We start from the raw sequence: 21,765 nt of genomic DNA, 5'->3' as shown, positions 1-21,765 counted from the left end.
ATAAGGAAGGAATAGCTCCCATCAATTGTCTGCGGACAACGAAGGGAGCTTGTTTTTTTAAACGTCAACTTTTCGTATCTTAGCATAAAGATAAGTTAGTACAAATGGAACAATCATGACGATAACCATGCCGATGATAAACGGCATCCAATCTTCTGGGAATATAGAGAAGATTCCAGGCACACCGCCGACCCCAATCGAAGTAGCAAGCACGTTGCTAATCGAAATATAGGTGGCAGCAATTGCCGCTCCGATCACCGCACAGACGAACGGGAAGCGGTAGCGTAAATTAACCCCGAACATTGCAGGTTCTGTAACTCCCAGCCAGGCTGATATACCACTTGATAAAGAAAGACCTCGCATGTTTTCGCTGCGGGTAGCAAGCATAATGGCAAATGCAGCAGAACCTTGAGCAATATTAGATAAAGCCAAGATCGGCCATAAGAAGGTGCCTCCTGTACTTCCAACCAGCTGTAGATCCACGGCTAGGAAAGTATGGTGAAGGCCGGTCACAACAAGCGGTGCGTACAGTAGTCCATACAAGAGTCCACCTAACCAAGCAAATTGCTCAAATGTATTGACAAAGAATGTGGTGATACCATCTCCGACTGTAAACATCACCGGACCGATAATAATAAAACCAAGGAAACCGGTAACTAGCAAGACGGTAGGTGCTACGACAAGCATTTGAATAGCGTCTGGTACTCGTTTTTTCAAGGCTATTTCCATTTTAGCCAAAATATAAGAAGCAAGCAGGATGGGCAGCACTTGACCTTGATATCCAACTTGTTCAATTTCAAGTCCAAATAAGTTCCATGTCGGTACACTACCTTCTTCGAGCGCGTCCGGATACTCCCATGCATTTAATAAGTCTGGATTTACTAAAATTAATCCAAGCACAATCCCGAGTAGTGGACTCCCGCCAAATTTATGAACAGCTGACCAACCGATTAATGCAGGCAGAAAAGCAAACGCAGTGTTGGCGATTAAGGCAATAATGTCAGCTAAATCTGCCCACTGGGTGTGCACATCAATGACGGATTGCCCTTCATAAAAAATATCAGGCCCGGTAAGTAGGTTATTAAGCCCAAGCAAAAGACCAGCAGTAACAATTGCCGGCAAGATCGGAATGAAAATATCAGCAAGCATTTTTATTCCGCGTTGCAGCCAATTCATATTTTGTGATGCAGCAGCTTTTGCATCATCTTTTGAAGCTTCCTCCAGGTTAGTTATAGACGTTAAATGGTCATACGCTTTTTCTACTGCACCTTGGCCAATAATAATTTGGTATTGGCCCCCGCTGCTAAAGGCTCCGCGGACAATATCAATTTCTTCTAACGTTTCTTGGTCAACTTGACTTTCATCGTGCAGAACAATCCGAAGCCGAGTGACACAATGAGTGGCGGTTGAAATGTTATCTTTTCCACCAATGGCTTCAACAATTTGTTCAACCGCTTGTTTGGTGACTTTCGCCATTCCTTTCTCCCCCTCGTAATCGTTTTCAAATATAAACTTAGCGGTGTACGCGTTTTCATAAACTATCTTGTATATACAAATAGTTCAACCAAACGTAATTCTAACTTGCCTATACAAATTGGTCAAGTCAAAAAATATTTAATGAAATACGGACTATAATAGGGATGAGGAGGTAAATGATAGCTATATTTGCAATCGTTACCATAAAGGGACAGTGGAATGTTCTATTAGGATATAGAAAAACAACAGTCAGAAAGCGTAAAGGATGATAGAACAAAATTCTTGGTTTATAATTAAAGCAAGCAGAGTATAGTAAATTTAGGTAGATTTTTTGATTAGCAGGAGGTGACTTTGCCTTGACTTTAGAAGAAAAAGAAGAACTAAAAGAACGTGTCATGGGCGAATTAGAACAAGTAATTGACCCAGAATTGGGGGTTGATATTGTTAATCTTGGCTTAGTGTACGAAATTCATGTAGATGAACAATCAAATGTTAAAGTAGAAATGACCCTTACCTCGATGGGATGTCCACTAGCTGGAACGATTGTTTCCGATATAAAAAAAGCACTCTCCGATTTGCAGGAGTTTGGGGAAATTAATGATGTAGATGTCGAGATTGTCTGGAATCCACCATGGGATAAAAGCATGATGTCCAGGTATGCCAAGATTGCTTTAGGCATTCATGAAGGTCCGGAAGACCAAAAGTAATAATCAAAAATAAAGGTTTACCAATAGGTTTATTTAAAATGTGAAAGTAACCCAGCACCTGGAATATGCGAGGCTCCTGCAGGCATTGCAATTGAGTGGAGGGCCGGCAGGGAGCGGTTGCGGCCCAAAAGGAGGCTGTACCCTGGCCCATGGCAAAGAAGACACAGCGACAGCAAACATCGTAAAGGTGAAGCAGCTGTCGCGCTTGTACGTGTTGCCTGTGGTGAAAGCGAGCATATTCCTGCTGCTTTCGCCATCAACCGACTTATGAGACAGCCCGATTAAATGGCTGCTGAAGAATTACATAGCAGTGTTACAAATCACCGCTCCACCCCCTCATTTTTCTAAGATAGCTTTAGCTAAGGAAACGGCTTTACTCGTATAGTTTCCTTTATTTAGCATTACCCCTTCAGCTTCTTTGGCAGCTTCCACATCAATTAATTCTGCTTGATGTGCTTGGCCCGTTTTTGCGGTGCGCTGCAACAGCCCGGTGGCAATGATGACAGGGAGATGAGCGGCTTTTGCACTTTTTAAAACGGTACGCTGCATATGAGGCAATTCATCACTGGCTACCATCGCAAGTAAGTCTCCGCGGCCCAACATAACGCCAAACTTTTGAAAAGATAAACCTTCTTTAAGAATGGTGTCAATATTTTCTACAGCTCGTTCGGATTCGATTTTTGCCATCACTCCTAGGTGTGTTAAATTCAAACGTTCGAGCTCTTTTTTTAATTCCTGTAATTGCTCCGCATTTTCAACAAATGATAAGAGAATGAAATCACTTTGTTTTCCCCACTTCTCTAACAGCTCTCTATCAGGGTTGGAGAGGGAAGGAGAAAGGTTTTTTTGTTCTGGAAAAACGATACTTCGTTGTTCTTCAATCGGAGAACGTTGGTCTTTAGGGTGTTGCACAAGTAATTCAACATATTCTGGTGTGCTGATTTGAACAACGCCAGAAATCTTTCCATCATCTATTAAAAAGGGTTCTTCTGCCTGCAAGTTTTCAAAGAATTTAGCAGCAGGAGAGTTTATTACAAATGCTCCATCTTCTTCCATATGGTCTTCGGGAGCGGAAGAATCAAAACGAATACGGAGCTTGTCTCCGTCGGTTACTGACAGGGTGACAGGAGAAGAAGGAATACCCGAAATCGTCCCGATCATTTTCTTTTTGTAATACAGTGTCGTTTGGTTTTCAATATAGGCGTTCCGGTAGAGGCGTACTTGAAGGTTATCGCCAACTGGGTCTGTTAAAACGTGAAGTTTTCGTTTTCTGCCTCTGTAGTCATGGAATTTTAGTTTATCGCCTTTTTTAAAAGACGAAAGCGAAATGTCTTTAACATATAACGTGAAAGTCGATTGATCCACTGTTTGTTTTTCGACAATACTTTGCGTCGTGACTGGGGTCAAAGTGCCGTCAATAAAATATTCATTATATCGAACTGGCACTTTTAGAATTCCTTTCTTTTTTTGTAAAGAAGGGATACGAAGGGTGTCACCAGGAAGGTCCAGGCCGATACGCAAACTATACGAATCAGATAGCTGACTCCCCCAGCTGAACCAGTCTGCTAGAATATTCTCCTCATCTCTTCCTCCGTTAATACGAGCAAGAGTCATCCCTTGTTGGCAAAGATTTTCCAATTCATCGATTGAACGATGACGGCTGCTGTCTAAGGTGACCATGATATTGGCTCCTTGCCTTGGGCCCCCTAATAATAATTTACTGCGCCAGTCTAAGAGCGCTTGGCTGTTTCTTTTCGTAGGGCGCTTAAGAGAATCGCCTTCATCCTTTACTTCCCCAAAATGCTGGAGCAGGCGTTCAAAAGCGCTCAGAAGGTGACTTTCTTTATTTATGAAGGGGGTTAACCCTCGTTCTTCCAATTCTTCGTTTATTTTCTGAAAGGGGATTGATTTTATCTGCTCATAGACAGCTAAATTATCTGCGCTCATTTGTCTTCCCTGATCTTTAAAAGTGGGTCGAGAAGAATCTTTTTCCACGTTTTTTATTGTTTCTTTATAAAGTGAAAGCAATTGCTTTCGAGCAGTTATTGGTTCTTGCATACGTACAGCCCCCTCTATCAATCCTATATTTTTCATTCCCAAGAACTCATAAAAATATGTCGGTATTTGACATTTTCCCCACTTTCGCGTGATTTAGAGCAAGGAATTTTGTTTTTAGTTTTTTAAAACTGCTGAATTGGATGGAGAAGATCAGTAATGAAAGGGTTGCCCCGAAGAAAGAAAAAAGAAGGAGACAGAGCATGAAAGGGTGATGAAAATCAGACGGATTAATGAGCCGGTTGGTTCCGGTACTAAGCACCGTGTATTTTTGAAGGGGGGCTTAGCTTTTAGTTTGTTTTGCCTCCCTGGTTGGGAATAACACATAACATAAGTAATCTTTAGGAAAGCAGGTGAATGAAAATGGGTCTGATTATTCGACGCATCGTAAGAGCTGTTGTAATTGGTTTTGTACTTAAACAAGTGAAGCGTTTGCTATATAGAGCCTTTGATAAGAACTCCCGATCATAAATAGTAAACTCCCTCATGTTTTTTCCATTTGAGGGAGTTCTTTTTGACGAGCGAAAGAACGAAGGCCCGGAGGCTGGACCTGGTTAACATTTTTTAATAAGTCCGACGGCAGCAGAAGGACAGGCATTTATTTGAGCTCATATTCATCCAGGGTTGCAAATTCAAACCCTTCCTGCTGCAAATTGGATACGGCAGCTTTTACGCCTTCAAATGTTTCGCTTTCAGGCTGGTTCATATGGAGAAGAGCGATATCGCCGGGATGGGCGTTTACTAAAGCGTCTTCCACTTCTGTTTTAGTAAAAGTGCCGCCTCCGTCCCCAGCGATTGAATAATTTACAATTTCCAGATGAAGATCATTTACAATTTGGACGGCAACATCATCCACATGGGCGGTGCCTGCACGAAAGTAGGAAGGTTCGTTAGTCGTATACTTGTTTAAAATTTCTTGATTTTCAACAACTTCATTTTTTATTTCTTCTGGACTGGACGTCCCTTCAATTCCCCAGGCTGTGCGCCCGTCCACTGATAAGGGGAGATGATCTCTTCCATGATTTTCTATTTGAAAGAGCGGGTCGTCCGCGAGTTCCTGCATAAGTGCTTTGTTTTCTTCATTATCAGTGACCCATTGGCCGCTTATAAATAACGTAGCCGGTATTTCTTCAGCTTGTAAAAACGAAATCAATTCTTCGTCATAGCCGCTGCCAAAAGCGCCTCCACAAGCGTCAAACGTTAACGCCAGCACTTTTTTGCTGGTATCAAGCCTGGTTTTTACGCCGTCAATTTCTTCTCCCCACTCACTTGCGCTTTGCGGATATTGGAAAAGGTCAATGGGGGGCTCACTTTCTTTTTCAGCGTCAGGTTTTTCAAAAAAGCCGCGTTCCTCTGCTGCTTTTGGATGAGGGTCTTGGTCCAGCGGCGGGGAACAAAATGAAAGAATGGGAATAAACAACAGCAACAGTAATGAAAACAAACGCATGATAGCACCTCCAGTGTTCAGATAAAACAAACAGTTACGATAAAGATCGTACAGGAAATATGGATCTCATCTAGAAATGAAGGTAAAGAGAGGAGCCGTTAAGATGAGAAAAATTTTTATTTCGGATATTCATGGATGCTTGGACGCTTTTCAACGATTATTAAAGCAGATTGATTATAACAGTGCAAATGATCATTTAATATTATGCGGCGATTACGTAGACCGTGGCCCATCCTCTAAACAGGTAATTGATTATATTATTGACTTGAAAAATAGGGGAGGAAAACTTGTGTGCCTGAAAGGAAACCATGATGATTGGATGCATCATTCACTAATGAACAGGCCGGGGGATATGGACCGGTCCATGTGGCTTGATCAAGGCGGAAAAGAAACATTGCTTAGCTATTTTGAAGCGGAAGAAATCGAGAACGAAGGAGTGGAAATGATCTGCCGCAAGTTGGCTGATCAGTTTCCTGAACATGTAACATTTATGGAAAACCTTCAATACTACTACGCAGATGATGACCATATAGCAGTCCATGCGGGCTTCCCTCCAGAATTGAAGAAGTTCTGGGAGGCGGATCCCGATCATTTCTTGTGGATGAGGGAACCTTTCCTGTCTACTAAAGCAAAAGCGGGGGAAGACCGCAGAATTATTTTTGGCCACACCCCCACGCCTAACCTTCAAGAGAAGGCGGCGCCATGGTTTAGCCCGGACGACGATAAGATTGGCATCGATGGCGGAGCGGCCTTTGGCTTCCAGCTGAACGCTCTCTTGTATGAAAATGGAACCTATTCTTACGAGGCGGTTGAGGTGTAAAGCCACTGGACCTATTGTGAAGGTGAGGATAAAAAATAGGCATGGCAGTCGCAAGAAGCGATAGCCATGCCGCAGAATCAGCTGATGAACTTGTCTAGCTGTAAAGGTTTATTTTTTATCTTTTTTTCTGTTCCTTTTTTGCTTTCTCTTTTTTCTTTTGCTCCTTGTCTTTCTCTTGTGTTTTTGGCATATCTGGTTTCTCTTCAGTTGCTGGACCATATCTGACGACGTAGTGAGGGTCCTCGCTGTTTACTTTTGGGGTATCGGTGTATGCTACCAACTCTTTTGCTATTTGTTCAGGCGTTTTCATATACTCTTCTTCGAAGTCTTTGATATGCGGGCCTGTATAGTTTGGCAGGCGTTCTTCATCTCTTAACGGAATAGGTGTTTCAGTCCATTTGTTGTAGGTTTCTGGGTCGATAGCTTGCACCTGCTCCAAAAAGGCGTCCAAATAGTCTAATTGATGAAGATCGTCGAACAGTTCGAGCGGCCGGTCTTGTTCGCGGCTGAACGAATACACATGGTCGATTAATTTATAGCCTTCTTTTGTGATAATGGTATGACGGAGGGGGGCATCGATTTGTTTAAACCCTCTTTCTTCCATTGTTTTTAAGATATCAAGCAGCTGCCTTGTTACTTCTTCTGGAAGAGAGCGTTGTTTTTTAAGAAAAGAATTCAAATCGGGGCCGAGCAGATATTCCATTAAAACATAATTGGAGCTGGTTTCGAAGACTTTTGGAATGAAGGGTAAGTCCTGGCAGGAAACGAGCACTTCTTGTTCTTGTTTTGCATGTTCTTCTTTGCCGTAAATTTTAGCACATTGATCTTCGGAAACGCGGTAGACAGCCCCTTGATGTCCTTGACCAATGAGCGGCATCGGAAGAGCGCTGTCCACGTTTACCGCCCTTCCCGACCCTCCGGAAGCTACGGAAATTTCCCTGAAATCAAGGTCTCTCGCTTCAAAAAACTCCTGCCACTCTTCATACATCTCGGGTTCTAGCTTTTCGGCATGCATGAGGAAGGATTCTCTTAACAATAGCATTTTTAATTCTCGCAACAATTTAATAGGGACAGGATGCTCTCGTGTGTATGCATGTACGTGATCTACGACTTTTAGTTCTTCATTTTCAAGCACAAACACATGCCGCAGCGGAGCATCGACCATGGTATACTTCTCTTGTCTTAATGCTTTTAAGGTATCTAATAGTTTTCGAGCTACAGACTCTGGCATAAACGTGCAATTCTTAAGATATAGCTTTAAATCGGGAGCGTTAAAGTAGTCCATCACTACATAGTTGTCTCCGGACTCATATAACGTAGGCATAAAGGACAGATGTTGTCCAGCTTTAAGAGCTTCTTCCTCCATTTTTGCTCGTTCAGTGTTTGCATAGATTTTGACACATTTCTCTTCTGACAGTTTGAATACGGCACCTTGGGCCCCCATTCCTATAAGCGGGTAGGAGGTGGGGTTATCAACCATTAACGATTTTTCCCCTCCGGTGGTAACTGAAATCTTCGTAAAATCAGCCATATTTACCCTCCTAACAGTTCATCGTATAATCTGGCTTGTTCTTGAAGCTGCCTCGTCTGGTCAAAGTTTTGTTCAACTGTCTGCCGTGCGGCGGTGGTGAATTGCTCCCATAAGTGTTTGTTTTTCAGCATATATTCAAGCGCTTCAGCAAGCTGGTTCACGTTATTTTCCTCAACTAAGACACCATCTTCGTGATTGGTCACTAATTCAGGTATGCCGCCGTGTGTTGTTGAGACAACCGGAAGCCCTGTTGCCATCGCTTCTTTGACTGTGTTCGGAATGCCTTCCACATTTCCGTCGGATGCTTCTAAGCTGGCTGCGCAAAATAAGTCAGCCTGAGCCATTTCCTCGTGTACTTGAGCTTTAGGGATTTGTTTTAAGAGGCGGAAAGAATCGCCTAAATTTAATTGGGTAGCTAAAGAATGAAGCGGTTCTTCGAGGTCTCCTCTTCCGATAATGGTTAATGTGGCTTTAGGGAACTTGTCCCGGATTTTAGCGAAGGCCTGCATTAATACGTGATGGCCCTTCTTTTCTACGAGTCTTCCCATCGATAAAATATTTTGTGACTCTCTCATTTGTGGAGGACGGTACGTGAATTGGCTCAAATCAACCCCGCCGTATAAAACCTGGATTTTTTCGGAAGGGCATCCCCAGGCATTAATTCTGTCAGCTAAAAATTGACACACTGGAAAAAAGCGCTCTCCTTTTTCAAACAGCATCTTCATGTGCTCGTAATAGCCAAGCCTTCCTTCAGAAAGGGTGGCATCTGCGCCGCGTATGCTGGTGACCAGGGGAAGATTTGTTTTATCTTTAAAAGGAAGCAGCAATATCCCCAACTGGCCATGGTGAGCATGCATTAATGAAATGTTTTTATTGTTAACAAAATCTCCTGGAGAAAAAATTTCATTAAGATAATATACATGCTCATTTAAAAGTGAGGGGTCTGTCATATATTTAGGCTGCCTGACTAAGTGGATATAGTCATATCCGGGAACTTGACGAATTTGCGGAATATATTGAGTGGGGTCTACTCGTAAATTCAAATGCATAACGGTAGTCATGTTCGGTACTCCTTTCGACAAAACAATTTAAAGCAAAAAAAATTGCTCTAACACTTAGTTATGCAAAACGGTGAATTACGAGTGGACAAATACGCAAAGAGAACAAATTTGTACGCTGAATTCCACGGTTATATTAATCTACTAACAACATTAGCCCCCTTGGCATACGAGTTATAGGTAGTGATGTTTAGTATCGTACTGTGCATGTGGTTTATAAATTGGAGTACAGGAAAGCAATACTAGGCAGCAAGCGCAAGGTGAAAAAGATAACAGACAACGATCTATTTTTAGTTTTAAGAGTTAAGCCTTGAAATCTTTTATAAAGTTAGATAGTGTATGGAACGGATGCATCATTTACTCCGTTAAAGAATAATCGTGAGAGGAGAAGAGACTCGATGTGGTTTGGTGTCATCATCCTGATTTTACTTTTTCTTACATATATAATATATCAACGCTACGTTCCTGTTCCTGGGGTCCGTGATGTTCACTCTTCTCAGTTAAAAGAGCATGAGGATTGGATTTATGTAGATGTGAGTGATGAACAGTTCTATAATGTAGAGCCTAATCATTTATCGATCATACAGTTACCACTTGCTTATTTGAAACGCCATCATAATGTACTGGGAGAGAAATCAATTATTGTCGTAGCACCCGACCGGGCAGCAAAAAATTTAAGTGTGCGAATTTTAAAGCGGAAAGGTAAAAAAGTAAAAGGCTTTGCGATTAAACGAGCCAAAGACTTAGAAACAGAACAGCATTGTCGACCTTGTTAATCTCAGGTTTTAAAGATGAAGGCCAGCACAAATTTTCTGCTGGCTTGATATAGCAAGTTTGAAAGAGACTGCAGCCAGTCGTGATCAGAAGCAGTAGACCAGGAATAGCTAAGAAAACCATGCGATTGCGTTAGGAAGAGTGATTGAATGTAAGCTTACACTACTTTGTAGAATTAAAAAGGAAAACAGAGAAAAAAAGCGAATAAGAGTAAGAGAAGGGTAGAGGAGGTTGTAGCAATGAAGAAAATTGGGATAGGTGCCTTATTGTTTTTGGTTGGTTTTTTGGCCTGGGGACCTATAGCGGCTGCTGAAGGCATTACTGTTGTGGTCGACGACGATGTAAAGGAATATGATCAATCACCTGTCTTGAAAGAAGAGCGAGTCCTTGTGCCTCTGCGGGGGATTTTTGGAGATTTGGGCGCTGAAGTAACATGGGAAGAAAAAACAGAAATGGTACATGCCGTAAATCAAGAGATAGAAATGGAATTGCCGCTTAATAGCTCAAACGCGATTATTAATAACGAAGAAGTAGAGTTGGATGTGAACGCTCAAACAGTAAATGATCGCACAATGGTACCGTTACGGTTTGTTAGTGAAACATTTGGCGCTAAAGTAGATTGGCATGATAAGGAGAAAACGGTAAAGATTGTTTCTGCTGAAACTCCTGATGAAGAACTTCCACTTCCAGAATCAGTACCAGAAGATGAGGACGAAGAAATCAGCCTGGTAGATTTCACGGATTAATCGCTTACTAGAGGCTGTTGGAGGCTTTTAGCGGGTAAGTTGGTCATCTGAATGTTGAAGAAACGTAAGCTGTGATGGTTTAAGCGACCGTTACAGCTTTTTTGTAGTTATTGGACAAATAAAATAACCGCCGAAGCAAATGCTTCAGCGGTTGTTCATATGTATGGTGTTCCGTACTGGATTCGAACCAGTGACCTCTTGCCTGTCAAGCAAGCGTTCTCCCACTGAACTAACGGAACCTTTAGTTTGCTGAGTTGTTAACGACAAATATACTATACTATGCATATGTCTATGGGTCAACACTTTTAATGGAATGAGCCCGTGGTTTCTTTGCCGCGAATGTGCCCCTCCGCCTCCTCGCTTCGCTGTGGGGTCTTCGAGCCACATACTTGAAGCCGCTGAAAACGTGAGTATGACCTTAAAAAATCCCCTCGCTTTCCGCAGGCAATGCTTCGGCTTCCTCAGGTAACCCCTCTTATGCGGGATCGCGAGCTTTGCTTTTCCTGCTGGAACCTTTCCGGAGGGAGTATCCAGGTTTTTGAAGAACATATTATCATTAGATGGCTTTCAGTGGCCTCCACATGCTTCCGCAGGAGAGGGGGCCTGCTCTACGTTTCTATGTTTCCACAATCAACGTTAACAGAGTCTCATAAATAAGAAGGTCGCTAAGCACAGATTCAAGCCAATCTTTTCAGTAATGATAAAGTGGCAGTTTTCTCAAAGTTTGCTGTTATTTCGTAAGGCGAAATGATAAAATAGAAGATATTGAAAACACTAGGGGGAAGTAAGATGAAAGCATACATAAACGCTACGCTTTTAAACGAAAAAGGAGAATGGGTAGAAGGGCAGGCTTTGCTCGTTGATGGCACAAAAATTAAAGATGTTCTTTCGCTGCATGAAGTCCCTGCAGAAGCAGAAAAAATTGATGTGAACGGCTTAACAATTACTCCCGGGCTTATTGACGTCCATACGCACCTTGGCGTCCATGAAGAATCGATTGGAAAGCCAGGTGCTGATTTTAATGAGACGAGCGACCCGGCCACTCCGGAAGTAAGAGCGCTGGATGGACTGAATCCGAGAGAAGAAGGTTTTTTATTGGCGAGGAGTTGTGGTGTCACCACTGTCCAAGTGCTGCCTGGAAGCGCGAATGTAATCGGGGGCGAAATGTGCACGGTGAAAACAGCGGGCCATATCGTCGATGAAATGATTGTTCAATCGCCATCGGGTATGAAAGCAGCTTTTGGAGAAAATCCGAAGCGGGTGTATGAAGCAAAAGGCAAAAAACCGATTACACGAATGGGCGTAGCAGCCGTATTTCGCGAGAACTTGATCAAAGCCCAAAATTATAAACGCAAACTTGAAAACGGGGAATCATTAGACCGTGATCTCGGCATGGAGCAATTAGTTAAAGTGCTCAATAAAGAAATTCCGCTACGCGTACATGCACACCGTGCGGATGATATGGTGACAGTGCTTCGTTTGGCGGAAGAATTCGATGTAAACTTAACGCTTGAACACGGCACCGAAGGCCACCACATTGCGGATTATGTCGGCAAGCATGATGTGTCGGTGTCTGTAGGGCCTACGATGACACCCAAAATTAAAGTAGAGGTTAACGATAAGCAGTGGGAGACCTTGCAGGAACTTGAAAATAACGGGGTCAATGTAGCGATTACGACGGATCATCCAGTCATTAGTATCGAACATTTTGTCACGGGCGCTGCAAAAGCTCATAACGCTGGTTTCCCTGAAAGTTCTGCCTTACGAGCCATTACCATTAACGCTGCTAAACATCTTGGGCTAGAAGATCGCCTTGGCTCTCTTGAAGCAGGGAAAGATGCTGATTTTGTCATTTGGAACGGCCATCCGTTTGATTACCGGACAACGGTTCAAGATGTGTTTATTGAGGGAAAAGATGTACTGAAATGATAGTTTCCTGCTATGCATGAAGCTATTAAATGGCTGCGAAAGGCAGATGAAAATGAAGAAGAATGACAAAAAATGAAGGATGGAATGTGCCCAAACTAGCTAATCTGCTGTTTCGGGCACATTTTTATTTCGGCATTATAGCAAGAAGATATTGATTTTGGTACGATAAGGACAAGTTGAACTCCATGATTCGCAAAGAAGGTAGAGGCGTTTACGTTGCAATTACTAACTGATGTACAGCAATTCATTGAAAATTGGCCGTGGCTCCATTATTTATTTGCAGTCTTAATTGGAGCAGGTTTTTGGCTCTTTCGAAAGATTTTCACAAAGTATATTTTTACGCTCTTTTTACGACTTTCGAAAAAAACATCAACTGACATTGTTCCTAATTTATTATTTTCTTTTGAAAAACCGCTTCACTTTTTAATGACCATTCTAGGTTTTTACTTAGCGCTCGTTTATTTACCGATTCCTGCGGAAATCATGTATTACCTCCATCTCTTATTTCGTTCTATTCTTATTATTGTCCTCGGCTGGGGGCTTTATAATTTCTCTGGAACGTCTTCGACGCTATTTAACACCATTGCCGGGAAGGTAGACCAAAGCGGCAACAGCATGGTCATCCCATTCCTGTCCAGGATTGTTCGCTTTTTAATCATTGCTCTTACCATAACCGTTGTAGCAGTAGAATGGGGTTACAATATCAATGGATTCATTGCTGGCCTTGGTTTGGGGGGACTGGCTTTTGCACTGGCTGCCCAGGAAACGTTAAGCAATTTGTTCGGCGGTGTCGTTATTATTGCTGAAAAACCATTTAAAAAGGATGACTGGATTGAGACCCCTAGTGTGGAAGGGCTCGTTGAAGATATTAATTTCCGCAGTACGAAAATACGTACCTTTGCAGACTCTCTGATTATTGTCCCTAATTCGATTCTTGCTCATGAGCCGATTACTAATTGGTCAGAAATGGGGAGGCGGAGAATCACGTTTTCTATCGGTGTAACATACACCACCCCGAAGGATCGACTAGAAGCCTGCGTTGAAAAAATTAGAGAGTATCTGACGGACCATGATGATATAGACCAGGAGGACATTTTAGTCTATTTTGATGAGTTTAACGAATCAAGCTTAAACATTTTTTGTTATTTCTTTACTAAAACCACCACCTGGCAGGAATGGCTGGAAGTGAAGGAGAGGGTTAACTTCAAGGTCATGGATATCTTACAAGGAGAATCGGTGCAAATTGCTTTCCCTACCCGCAGTATTTATGTTGAAGAAGACCCGAGAAGACAAGGTGGAACAGGTGTACGTCCCGAGGATAATACAATTTTACGTGATAACGAGCGACTGGACGGAGCAGCAGACGAAGAGAGCTAAGCAGTCGAACTGACCTTTTTAACGGTCAGTTTTTTTTAATCACCGTAAGAATGTATAAATAGTTGAAGGAAGCAATATAGGGGCAACGAAGGCTCACCCTACGCCGTAGGCTTGGCTTTGCCGGGTTTTCTTTATAAATGTTTGTTAGTACTAACCATTGAAAATACCCCTGTTCAGCGGAAGATAATAAAAGGAGACAGATGAGTAATGGATATGTGTTATGGAAAGAAGGTTATTTAAATTGTCAATTGTAATTTGGAGACTGTATTGTAATTTGAAAGGGAAAAGAATATAATGTTACACGGTTAGTGAAGCTCGGGTGTTTTTTTATGAGAGATGACGTTACAAAGTTATAGATGCAGTTAAAATCGTATGCTATAAACAAGAGAAGAAAGGAAAGGAGTTAAGATGTAAATGGAAAGAAAAGAGAAACTGTCGTTTTTCAAAGGTCTTTCGGTGCACAAAGTGGTCGAATTAGTGCATATCACTGAAACGTTTCAAAGCGACATTTCTTTTTCAAAAAAACATGTTACTGTAAATGGAAAGAGCACGCTTGGCATGATGTCCCTGTTGACTACTCTTCGGGTCGGCGACCAGGTTGAGGTCCATATCAAAGGGCAGGATGCTGATTCTTTAGTAGAGGCGGTGACAGCGTTTCTTCAACAGGCAGAAGCTGCCGACACTCCACTTGATTTTTGGGAAGAAGAAGGAATTGATTCGATCGAACGAGCGATGACTGGTTCTCTTCATTCCTGGTCTCCTAAAGTACGGCATGTCGCCAAATCTTATTTAAAAACTACACGCCATTAAATCTGTTGCTTCTAGCAATAACTTCAATTCCTTGAGGTTATTGCTGTTTTTATATGAGGTTAGACCATGTGGCTCTCGCAATATACTCCTTTTTAAAATAGGTACAAGCGCGGCATCGGCTTTATCTCTACTAGGTTTGCTGTCGCCGTGTTTTCTTTTCGGCAGGGGATGTTTCAGCCTCCTTTAGAGCTACAACCGCTCATTGATTGGTATTAGCTGCCCCTTTTTGAAGCTGTTGCAAAAGTCAATTCACGGTTAGTTACATGGATCATCATTCACTTCAATTTCTATTGAGAAGGGGCTGATGAGAGCGGAGTAAGTGGGGTTTATTTGATAAATAATGACACTAACTATTTCCGCTTTAAAAAGACAATTCTATGTTGTTTCGGGAAATTTCTGTTTTTGCTTCTCTTATTATTTTATAATAAACATAGATTGAGTTTGAATCCAAACATATCAGGGGCTGAAAAAATGCGCTATACATTAATTGAGAATGTTCAACAAGGGGACAGGCTGGGACGCCACATCTATGCAAGCGATGGCCGAATTTTACTGCATGCTGACGTTCAACTGACGATCGGGTTAATTTCGAAATTACGTCACATGGGCGTGAGGGCCGTTTACTTGCAAGATGATATGTTTGCCGATATAGAAGTGGAAGAACTTGTTTCCGAAACAACCCGAAGGGAAACGATGACAGCGCTGTCCTCTTGTTATGAACATATTCAAAATAACAAAGATTTTAATGCAAAGTCATTGAATCAATCAGTCGATTCAATGATTGAAGAGCTTTTACTAAACCAAGACACGCTTATTAATTTAACTGATATTCGAACACAAGATAATAAGATGTACGTACATGCTGTTAATGTTTGCATGATTTCATTATTGATTGGTTTAAAAATGGGACTGGACCGCCAAAAGCTGCAAGAGCTAGCAGTAGGAGCCTTGCTTCATGATGTCGGTAAGATTTTGTCTAACCAGGAACTGTCTTTGCGCACGACAGAAGAAGTCAAAGATCCTACTCATCATACTTGGAAAGGTTTTGATTTATTAAGGCGCAACCAAGAGTTAAGCACACTGTCTGCCCATATTGCCCTTACCCATCATGAATTTGTTAATGGGATGGGGGAGCCGCGAGGATTAAAAGGTGATGATATTCATTTGCTTTCAAAAATTGTTGCCGTAGCGAATGAATATGATAATTTAATCTCAGCAGCAGATGGCAAAGAAGTTCTACTTCCAAACGAAGCATGTGAACATATGATGGGACTGACTAACATTCAGTTTGCCCATAATGTCGTATGGCGCTTTTTGCGTTCTGTTGCTTTTTATCCAACCGGAAGCCAAGTTCGCTTAACAACAGGCGAAACAGGGGTTGTGACTGGACAGCCGAAAGGGTTGCCCCAGCGTCCGATCGTCCGTACGTTTGCTGTGGTAGGGAACAGCACGGAAGATTATGATATCAATGAAGTAGACCTTTCCAAAGAAACGACTGTATTTATCAAGGAAGTTTTATGATGCTTGATGAACTGGATGAACTTAATCGCCCTGTTTTACTTATCACAGGAGCTGCACAAGGGATAGGAAAAGAAACGGCGATTTTATTTTTGAAAGCGGGTTATAGGGTGTTAGCTGGAGTAAGGAAGATTGAAAATAGTGATTCCTTGCTGGAAACAGCTGAACAGGAAGGCGTCGGTGCGCAGCTAGTTATTTTTAAGCTTGATGTCACTAATCACGCTGAAGTAGAAAATGACCTGCCGGAAAGGTTGCAAAAAGCAGGAAGGCTGGATGTCCTTATACATAATGCAGGCTATGCAGCAGCAGGATTTTTGGAAACACTCTCGCTTGATGATTGGAAAAAGCAGTATGATGTAAATGTATTCGGGGCTGTAGCTGTCACAAAAGCTGCTCTTCCCTGGATGTATAAGTCTGCTTGCCCTCTAATTCTATTTGTCTCTTCTATTAGTTCAATCACCCCGTTTCCTGGTCTTTCTGCTTACGCTTCGTCGAAAGCAGCAGTAGACACAGTTGCCGAAAGCCTTCACTTCGAGCTTGAAACCCGTAATATCAATGTTCGTTCCTTTCAGTTCGGCTCGTTTAAAACAGCAATTTGGGAACGGGGAATACAGGAAAACCAACTGGGCAGCCAGCCAACTCAGTACGCTCAGATAATAGAACAGAAGCTGCGTGAACGAGTAAGTAAACAGCAATCAAATTTTGAAGAACCCCAGAAAGCAGCGGCTCAATTATTAAAAGCAGCGAAAAAACCTTGTAAACCAAGGCTGCACCAGACATTTGGGGGAAATAGCCGGCTCTTGCAATTTTTAAAATGGCTGCTTCCTTGGCAAGCTTGGCGCAGGGCGGTGCTTAGAAATCTAAATAAGTAGACATAGGAATCAATTTCATCATTGGTCTTTGGAATAAAAATCACCAACGTTTCGCATTTAGCGAAAGGCGGCGACTCCAACGGGATTGAGGTGAAGACCCCGCAGGCAGTAATGTTGCTGCTGAGGAGGCTGAGGCCAAGTCCGTGGAAAGCGTCCGCCTGAAACAAAATCGAGCGACAACGTATGATTTATAAATAATATTCGTATTTGAAGATAGTAAGTTGAGTTATGAAATTGATTCATAGGGTTGTATTAATAATTGGATGAGGCAACAAATTCTAAAAATGCTTGATTAGCCCGGGTCATTGTTTTCTCTTTTTTCTTAGCAAGAGCCAGTTTTAAGGTGACCTTTGGCTCTAAATTTACAGAGAGCAATTCTTCTTTTTCGTCTACGACAATGTCTAAAAATAAAGTCACGCCCAACCTTTCTTTCACCAGTTGTTTAGCCATAGAAATTTGGTCTGTTTCAAAGGCAATCGCTGCTTTTTTTCCAGCCTGCTTTTCTAATTGCTGCAACAGTGTACGTTGATAGTAGCCTTCTTTAAATAAAATAATAGGCATTTCTAATAAGTGGGAGGCCTCAATAGAAGTGGGAGGAAGCAAAGGCTCAGTCAAAGAAGTGACTGCTACCATCTCAATATCTGTCAGCGGAAAGGTTTCAAGGCTGGGGTCCACTTCTTCTTGTAATACGATCAGCCCCATATCCAGCTGCTCCTTTGCTATCAAGTCTTGAATCGTTTCTGTTCCTGCTTCGGTAAGTTCAAACTGTATCCCAGGATATTTTTCTTTGAAACTCCGAAAAAAAGGTGGGAACAGATAAGAGCCCGTCATTGAAGGCAAGCCTAAAGAAACTGTGCCTTTAGTTAACGATTGAAAGTTAAATGCAAGTTGCCGTGCTTCATTAGCATGCTTCAATATAATGCGGGCGTGGGATGCCACCTCCTCTCCTTCAAGCGTTAAGTGGACTTGACGCTTACCGCGTTTAAACAAAACCAGCCCTAGTTCGGCTTCTAAATTTTTAATGGCATAACTTAATGCGGGCTGCGCGACCCGTAACTCCTCTGCTGCTTTCGTAAAACTTTTATGTTTTGCAATCGTCACTAAGTATTCACATTGACGGATTTCCATGATATCACCTTCGGATAAACATCATTTATTATTAAAATAAAAATCATATATTTTATTTATCATATTACACATGCTACGCTCAATATATCAAGTGTTACGAAGGAAGTGACTGATTTGATTGAGCGTCAGACAAAAACATTCTGGCTTGCCACTTTTGCGCTAGCCTGCTCTTCTTTTTTTATATTTGCTACTCTTTATTATCCTCAACCTCTACTCCCGTACTTTGCTGAAGAATTCTCTATTTCTTCTACGCAAGCGGGGCTTTTAATTTCACTCCCTTTATTAACATTAGGGGTAAGTTTCTTCATTTATAGCGGCATTACCGATGCAGTAGGCCGTAAGAATGTATTGCTCGCTTCCCTTTGTGTAGGCTTAGTAGCCACTGTCCTGCTTATATTCAGTCCAGGGTTTTGGGCCTTGTTGATTCTTAGGATGTTGCAGGCCGCTGCTCTCGCTGCAGTTCCTGTTGCAGCCATGGCTTATATTAGTGAAGAATTTACCACTCGTGCCTTGGCAGTAGCTGTTGGTATTTATATTAGCGCCAATAGTTTAGGTGGAATGGGCGGGCGTTTATTAAGCGGTATTAGCATGGAGCTTGCTGGCTGGCAGATAGCTTTTGTAGCCCTTGGTGTCTTAAGCATCATTCTTTTGCTCGTGGTGGCAAGATACTTGCCCGCTGAACAAGAGTTCAAGCCTAAACCTTTTCGGTTAAAAGATGTAGCGCTAGACCATGTGCGCCACCTCAAGAATAGCCGCCTGCGTTCAGCTTATATAATCGGCGGTCTTCACTTTTTCTTATTTATGGGGATATTCAACTATATTACTTTCTATCTAAGCGGGACTCCTTTTTATGCAGGTCCAGCGCTACTCGGTTTTTTATTTCTTACCTATGCCGCTGGTACAGTTTCCTCGACGGCGGCAGGGAAGGCAGCACAGTGGCTTTCAAAGCCAATTGTAATCATTTCAGGGATTGTTATGATGGCTGCTGCTTTGTTTGTTACACTGATTCCTCATCTTATCGCTATTATACTCGCTTTAAGTCTGCTTAGCTTTGGTTTTTTCTTTGCTCACTCAAGTGCCAGTGCCTATGTTGCGGAAGTGGCAGAAGGGGGAAAATCAAGTGCTTCAGCTCTTTATTTAACGTCTTATTACCTTTGTGGGGGATTAGGGAACTTTTATTATGGCTGGTTGTGGGAGCAATTCCAATGGACCGGGGTTATTGCTGGGTCCTTTGCTGTTTTGGTGCTCACTGGATTGATCACCATTTCTCTGTATATAACTCAAAAAAATGTGCATAAAGCACAAGGAACAATTACCACTGCTTCTTAGCTAGAATTAGAGCTGAAGAAACTATGAATCATGAGAAAACAATTAACTATTGCATAGAAGCTGACTCCTCTCCCTTATCGATCCGGGCACAGGAGTCAGTTTTTTAATGGTTGTAACTGCGCTCGGCCTTCTGAAATCCAGGGCAACATTCTAAAAAGTAGTGTAGCAGAACCCTTTTGTTTTATAACAGAACAGTCGATTTAGCTTCCTGTTATAAAAAAATTTATTTATTTTTTGAAAATTGGTTGATTATTCCGTCAATCTGTTATATTATAATAATCAAATAAACATACTGTATTAACACAGAAAGGGTGGTGCTCAGTGAAGCAGTGTTTCTGATGAAAAAAGAACTGACTGCTCAGGAAGATTGAAATGGAAAAAGGCAGCTTCACCACTGAGAGTCTGTCAGCTGAACTGCTCTATGGCATAGGTGAGAAGCCGCGGGTTATGAGTAGTAAAGAAACGAAAGAGAAATACAGCATGAAGAAGGGCAGTTTTGAGTTTGTCTATCAATTATATAGAGGAGAGTGAGAGAATGGTTACAAAAAAAGAGCAAGTAGAAGAACTGCAAAAAGAGTGGGCAACGAATCCACGCTGGCTGGGAGTTGAACGACCTTATAGTGCAGAAGATGTAGTAAATCTTCGAGGCTCCTTGCAAGTTGAACATACCCTTGCCCAACGGGGAGCAAACAAATTGTGGGAATTAATGGAGGAAGAGGAGTATGTAAATTCTCTAGGGGCATTAACAGGAAATCAAGCCTTGCAACAAGTCAAAGCAGGGTTGAAAGCGATTTATTTAAGTGGCTGGCAAGTGGCAGCTGATGCCAATCTGTCTGGACAGATGTATCCAGATCAAAGTCTCTATCCTGCCAATAGCGTACCTCATGTAGTAAAGCGCATAAATCAGACATTACAACGCGCTGACCAAATACAGCACATGGAAGAAGAAGGAGATATTGATTATTTCGCTCCGATTGTAGCCGATGCAGAAGCTGGATTTGGGGGTCAATTAAATGTATTCGAATTAATGAAATCGATGATCGAATCTGGAGCGGCCGGCGTACATTTTGAAGATCAGTTAGCTTCCGAGAAAAAGTGCGGCCATATGGGAGGGAAAGTTCTGCTGCCAACACAAACTGCGGTTCGAAACTTAACGGCTGCCAGACTCGCTTCTGATGTAAGCGGTGTTCCAACAGTTATTATGGCACGGACAGATGCTGACGCAGCAGATTTAATAACGAGTGACATTGATGAAAATGATGCTCCGTTTATTACCGGTGAACGAACAGCTGAAGGTTTTTACCGCACAAAAGCGGGCATGGATCAAGCAATTGCTAGAGGGCTAGCTTATGCCCCGTATGCAGATCTGATCTGGTGCGAAACGTCCAAACCAGATTTAGAACAAGCACAGCGTTTTGCAGATGCGATTCATGAAAAATATCCAAATAAACTGCTTGCTTATAATTGTTCGCCTTCCTTTAATTGGAAAGGTAATATTGATGAAGATACAATCGAAAACTTCCAACGTGAGCTTGGGAAGATGGGCTATAAGTTCCAGTTTGTTACACTCGCAGGTTTCCATGCGTTAAATCACAGTATGTTCGAATTAGCTCGCGGCTATAAAGATCGTGGAATGGGAGCTTACTCAGAGCTTCAGCAAGCGGAATTCGCAAGTGAAGAAAACGGCTACAGCGCAACTCGACATCAACGTGAAGTCGGCACAGGCTACTTTGATGAGGTCTCACAAGTAGTATCAGGCGGTACCTCGTCAACTACCGCACTTACGGGTTCTACTGAAGAATCTCAATTTTAAAAATCAAACGACAAAAAGGAGCTGTCCCGGGCGGGTACAGCTCCTTTCTCTTTATAAGGTGTTTTTAGTTATTGAAGTTTGTGCTCCGTTAATAAAATACCATCTTCATCGGCGTAACCCCACATGTTTGGCTGCCATTCGAGACCGGCAAAGGAAAGATTGCCTCCCAGCTGGCCGTCCTCGTTCTTTTTAGATTTAAAAGATTCGTGCCGAGGGCGAAAATCGCAGTATCCAAGTTATTTATTTTAGCGGAGTCGCGAATACAGCCATTAATAATTACTCCGGCAATGCTTCTGTCCTGGGCAATAGCTGCGAGTCTATCCCCCTCAGTGCGCACGCCTTGGCCCCTTGTCTGTCGACGACAAGTATTGTTCC

At 42.3% G+C, this 21,765-nt stretch carries 20 protein-coding genes and 1 tRNA gene; 13 read left to right on the top strand and 8 right to left on the bottom strand.

What is annotated here, in order from left to right; genetic code table 11:
* Nucleotides 1–57 precede the first annotated feature (57 nt).
* Complete coding sequence (gene treP, locus D469_RS0100880; RefSeq protein WP_018921465.1) at nt 58–1,476, bottom strand: PTS system trehalose-specific EIIBC component; 1,419 nt, start codon at nt 1,474–1,476, stop codon at nt 58–60.
* Nucleotides 1,477–1,871: 395 nt separating this feature from the next.
* On the opposite strand from treP, the gene D469_RS0100870 reads away from it, so the two are divergent.
* Together D469_RS0100870 and D469_RS0100865 are read left to right on the top strand one after the other, a co-directional pair.
* Nucleotides 1,872–2,183 (top strand): metal-sulfur cluster assembly factor, encoded by a 312-nt coding sequence (locus D469_RS0100870; RefSeq protein ID WP_040606428.1) that lies wholly within the window; start codon nt 1,872–1,874, stop codon nt 2,181–2,183.
* A 40-nt stretch (nt 2,184–2,223) separates the two neighbouring features.
* Nucleotides 2,224–2,454 (top strand): hypothetical protein, encoded by a 231-nt coding sequence (locus D469_RS0100865; RefSeq protein ID WP_018921462.1) that lies wholly within the window; start codon nt 2,224–2,226, stop codon nt 2,452–2,454.
* A gap of 65 nt (nt 2,455–2,519) precedes the next feature.
* Here D469_RS0100865 and D469_RS0100860 read toward each other — a convergent pair whose 3' ends face one another.
* Both D469_RS0100860 and D469_RS0100850 read right to left on the bottom strand, forming a co-directional pair.
* A complete protein-coding gene (locus tag D469_RS0100860) occupies nt 2,520–4,241 on the bottom strand; it encodes a pyruvate kinase (RefSeq protein WP_018921461.1) in 1,722 nt (573 codons plus the stop codon).
* Between the two features lie 595 nt (nt 4,242–4,836).
* Entirely contained in the window at nt 4,837–5,685 is an 849-nt protein-coding gene (locus D469_RS0100850) for a polysaccharide deacetylase family protein (protein ID WP_018921459.1), read from the bottom strand.
* A 103-nt stretch (nt 5,686–5,788) separates the two neighbouring features.
* Here D469_RS0100850 and D469_RS0100845 point away from each other — a divergent pair, with 103 nt between their 5' ends.
* Complete coding sequence (locus D469_RS0100845) at nt 5,789–6,505, top strand: metallophosphoesterase family protein (RefSeq protein ID WP_018921458.1); 717 nt, start codon at nt 5,789–5,791, stop codon at nt 6,503–6,505.
* A 115-nt stretch (nt 6,506–6,620) separates the two neighbouring features.
* On the opposite strand, the gene D469_RS0100840 is transcribed toward D469_RS0100845, so the two are convergent.
* Together D469_RS0100840 and D469_RS0100835 are read right to left on the bottom strand one after the other, a co-directional pair.
* Entirely contained in the window at nt 6,621–8,036 is a 1,416-nt protein-coding gene (locus tag D469_RS0100840; RefSeq protein WP_018921457.1) for a protein kinase family protein, read from the bottom strand.
* Nucleotides 8,037–8,038: 2 nt separating this feature from the next.
* The gene (locus tag D469_RS0100835) at nt 8,039–9,097 is read right to left on the bottom strand and encodes a glycosyltransferase (RefSeq protein ID WP_018921456.1); all 1,059 of its coding nucleotides are present in this window, start codon (nt 9,095–9,097) and stop codon (nt 8,039–8,041) included.
* Nucleotides 9,098–9,492: 395 nt separating this feature from the next.
* On the opposite strand from D469_RS0100835, the gene D469_RS0100830 reads away from it, so the two are divergent.
* Nucleotides 9,493–9,870: a hypothetical protein gene (locus D469_RS0100830; RefSeq protein ID WP_018921455.1), complete on the top strand. Its 378-nt coding sequence runs from the start codon at nt 9,493–9,495 to the stop codon at nt 9,868–9,870.
* A 237-nt stretch (nt 9,871–10,107) separates the two neighbouring features.
* On the top strand, nt 10,108–10,614 hold the full coding sequence (locus D469_RS0100825; RefSeq protein ID WP_018921454.1) for a copper amine oxidase N-terminal domain-containing protein: 507 nt from the start codon (nt 10,108–10,110) through the stop codon (nt 10,612–10,614).
* Between the two features lie 164 nt (nt 10,615–10,778).
* Here D469_RS0100825 and D469_RS0100820 read toward each other — a convergent pair.
* A tRNA-Val gene (locus D469_RS0100820) sits at nt 10,779–10,853 on the bottom strand.
* 550 nt (nt 10,854–11,403) lie between these two features.
* Between D469_RS0100820 and D469_RS0100815 the strand changes: the two genes are divergently transcribed.
* The 5 genes from D469_RS0100815 (at nt 11,404) to D469_RS19320 (ending at nt 17,120) form a co-directional block, all read left to right on the top strand.
* Nucleotides 11,404–12,543 (top strand): amidohydrolase, encoded by a 1,140-nt coding sequence (locus D469_RS0100815; RefSeq protein WP_018921453.1) that lies wholly within the window; start codon nt 11,404–11,406, stop codon nt 12,541–12,543.
* Nucleotides 12,544–12,759: 216 nt separating this feature from the next.
* On the top strand, nt 12,760–13,920 hold the full coding sequence (locus D469_RS0100810) for a mechanosensitive ion channel family protein (protein WP_018921452.1): 1,161 nt from the start codon (nt 12,760–12,762) through the stop codon (nt 13,918–13,920).
* A gap of 414 nt (nt 13,921–14,334) precedes the next feature.
* Nucleotides 14,335–14,730: an HPr family phosphocarrier protein gene (locus D469_RS19325; protein WP_018921451.1), complete on the top strand. Its 396-nt coding sequence runs from the start codon at nt 14,335–14,337 to the stop codon at nt 14,728–14,730.
* Nucleotides 14,731–15,201: 471 nt separating this feature from the next.
* Nucleotides 15,202–16,251: an HD-GYP domain-containing protein gene (locus D469_RS0100800; RefSeq protein ID WP_018921450.1), complete on the top strand. Its 1,050-nt coding sequence runs from the start codon at nt 15,202–15,204 to the stop codon at nt 16,249–16,251.
* The gene (locus tag D469_RS19320; protein WP_083910673.1) at nt 16,248–17,120 is read left to right on the top strand and encodes an SDR family NAD(P)-dependent oxidoreductase; all 873 of its coding nucleotides are present in this window, start codon (nt 16,248–16,250) and stop codon (nt 17,118–17,120) included. The genes D469_RS0100800 and D469_RS19320 overlap by 4 nt, the downstream gene beginning before the upstream one ends.
* Before the next feature lie 252 nt (nt 17,121–17,372).
* On the opposite strand, the gene D469_RS0100790 is transcribed toward D469_RS19320, so the two are convergent.
* The gene (locus tag D469_RS0100790; RefSeq protein ID WP_018921448.1) at nt 17,373–18,248 is read right to left on the bottom strand and encodes a LysR family transcriptional regulator; all 876 of its coding nucleotides are present in this window, start codon (nt 18,246–18,248) and stop codon (nt 17,373–17,375) included.
* A gap of 105 nt (nt 18,249–18,353) precedes the next feature.
* Between D469_RS0100790 and D469_RS0100785 the strand changes: the two genes are divergently transcribed.
* From D469_RS0100785 to aceA, 3 genes are all read left to right on the top strand, one after another.
* On the top strand, nt 18,354–19,577 hold the full coding sequence (locus D469_RS0100785; protein ID WP_476748567.1) for an MFS transporter: 1,224 nt from the start codon (nt 18,354–18,356) through the stop codon (nt 19,575–19,577).
* A 372-nt stretch (nt 19,578–19,949) separates the two neighbouring features.
* Nucleotides 19,950–20,108: a hypothetical protein gene (locus D469_RS21895; protein WP_018921446.1), complete on the top strand. Its 159-nt coding sequence runs from the start codon at nt 19,950–19,952 to the stop codon at nt 20,106–20,108.
* Nucleotides 20,109–20,112: 4 nt separating this feature from the next.
* Nucleotides 20,113–21,390 (top strand): isocitrate lyase, encoded by a 1,278-nt coding sequence (gene aceA, locus D469_RS0100775; RefSeq protein ID WP_018921445.1) that lies wholly within the window; start codon nt 20,113–20,115, stop codon nt 21,388–21,390.
* An 88-nt stretch (nt 21,391–21,478) separates the two neighbouring features.
* On the opposite strand, the gene D469_RS22490 is transcribed toward aceA, so the two are convergent.
* A complete protein-coding gene (locus D469_RS22490; protein WP_240473298.1) occupies nt 21,479–21,727 on the bottom strand; it encodes an RraA family protein in 249 nt (82 codons plus the stop codon).
* Between the last annotated feature and the right edge of the window lie 38 nt (nt 21,728–21,765).

The sequence above is a fragment of the Salsuginibacillus kocurii DSM 18087 genome, from assembly GCF_000377705.1.
Classification (GTDB): domain Bacteria; phylum Bacillota; class Bacilli; order Bacillales; family Marinococcaceae; genus Salsuginibacillus; species Salsuginibacillus kocurii.
Note: the sequence above shows the minus strand (reverse complement) of the source record. Positions and strands in the feature narration are given on the sequence as shown.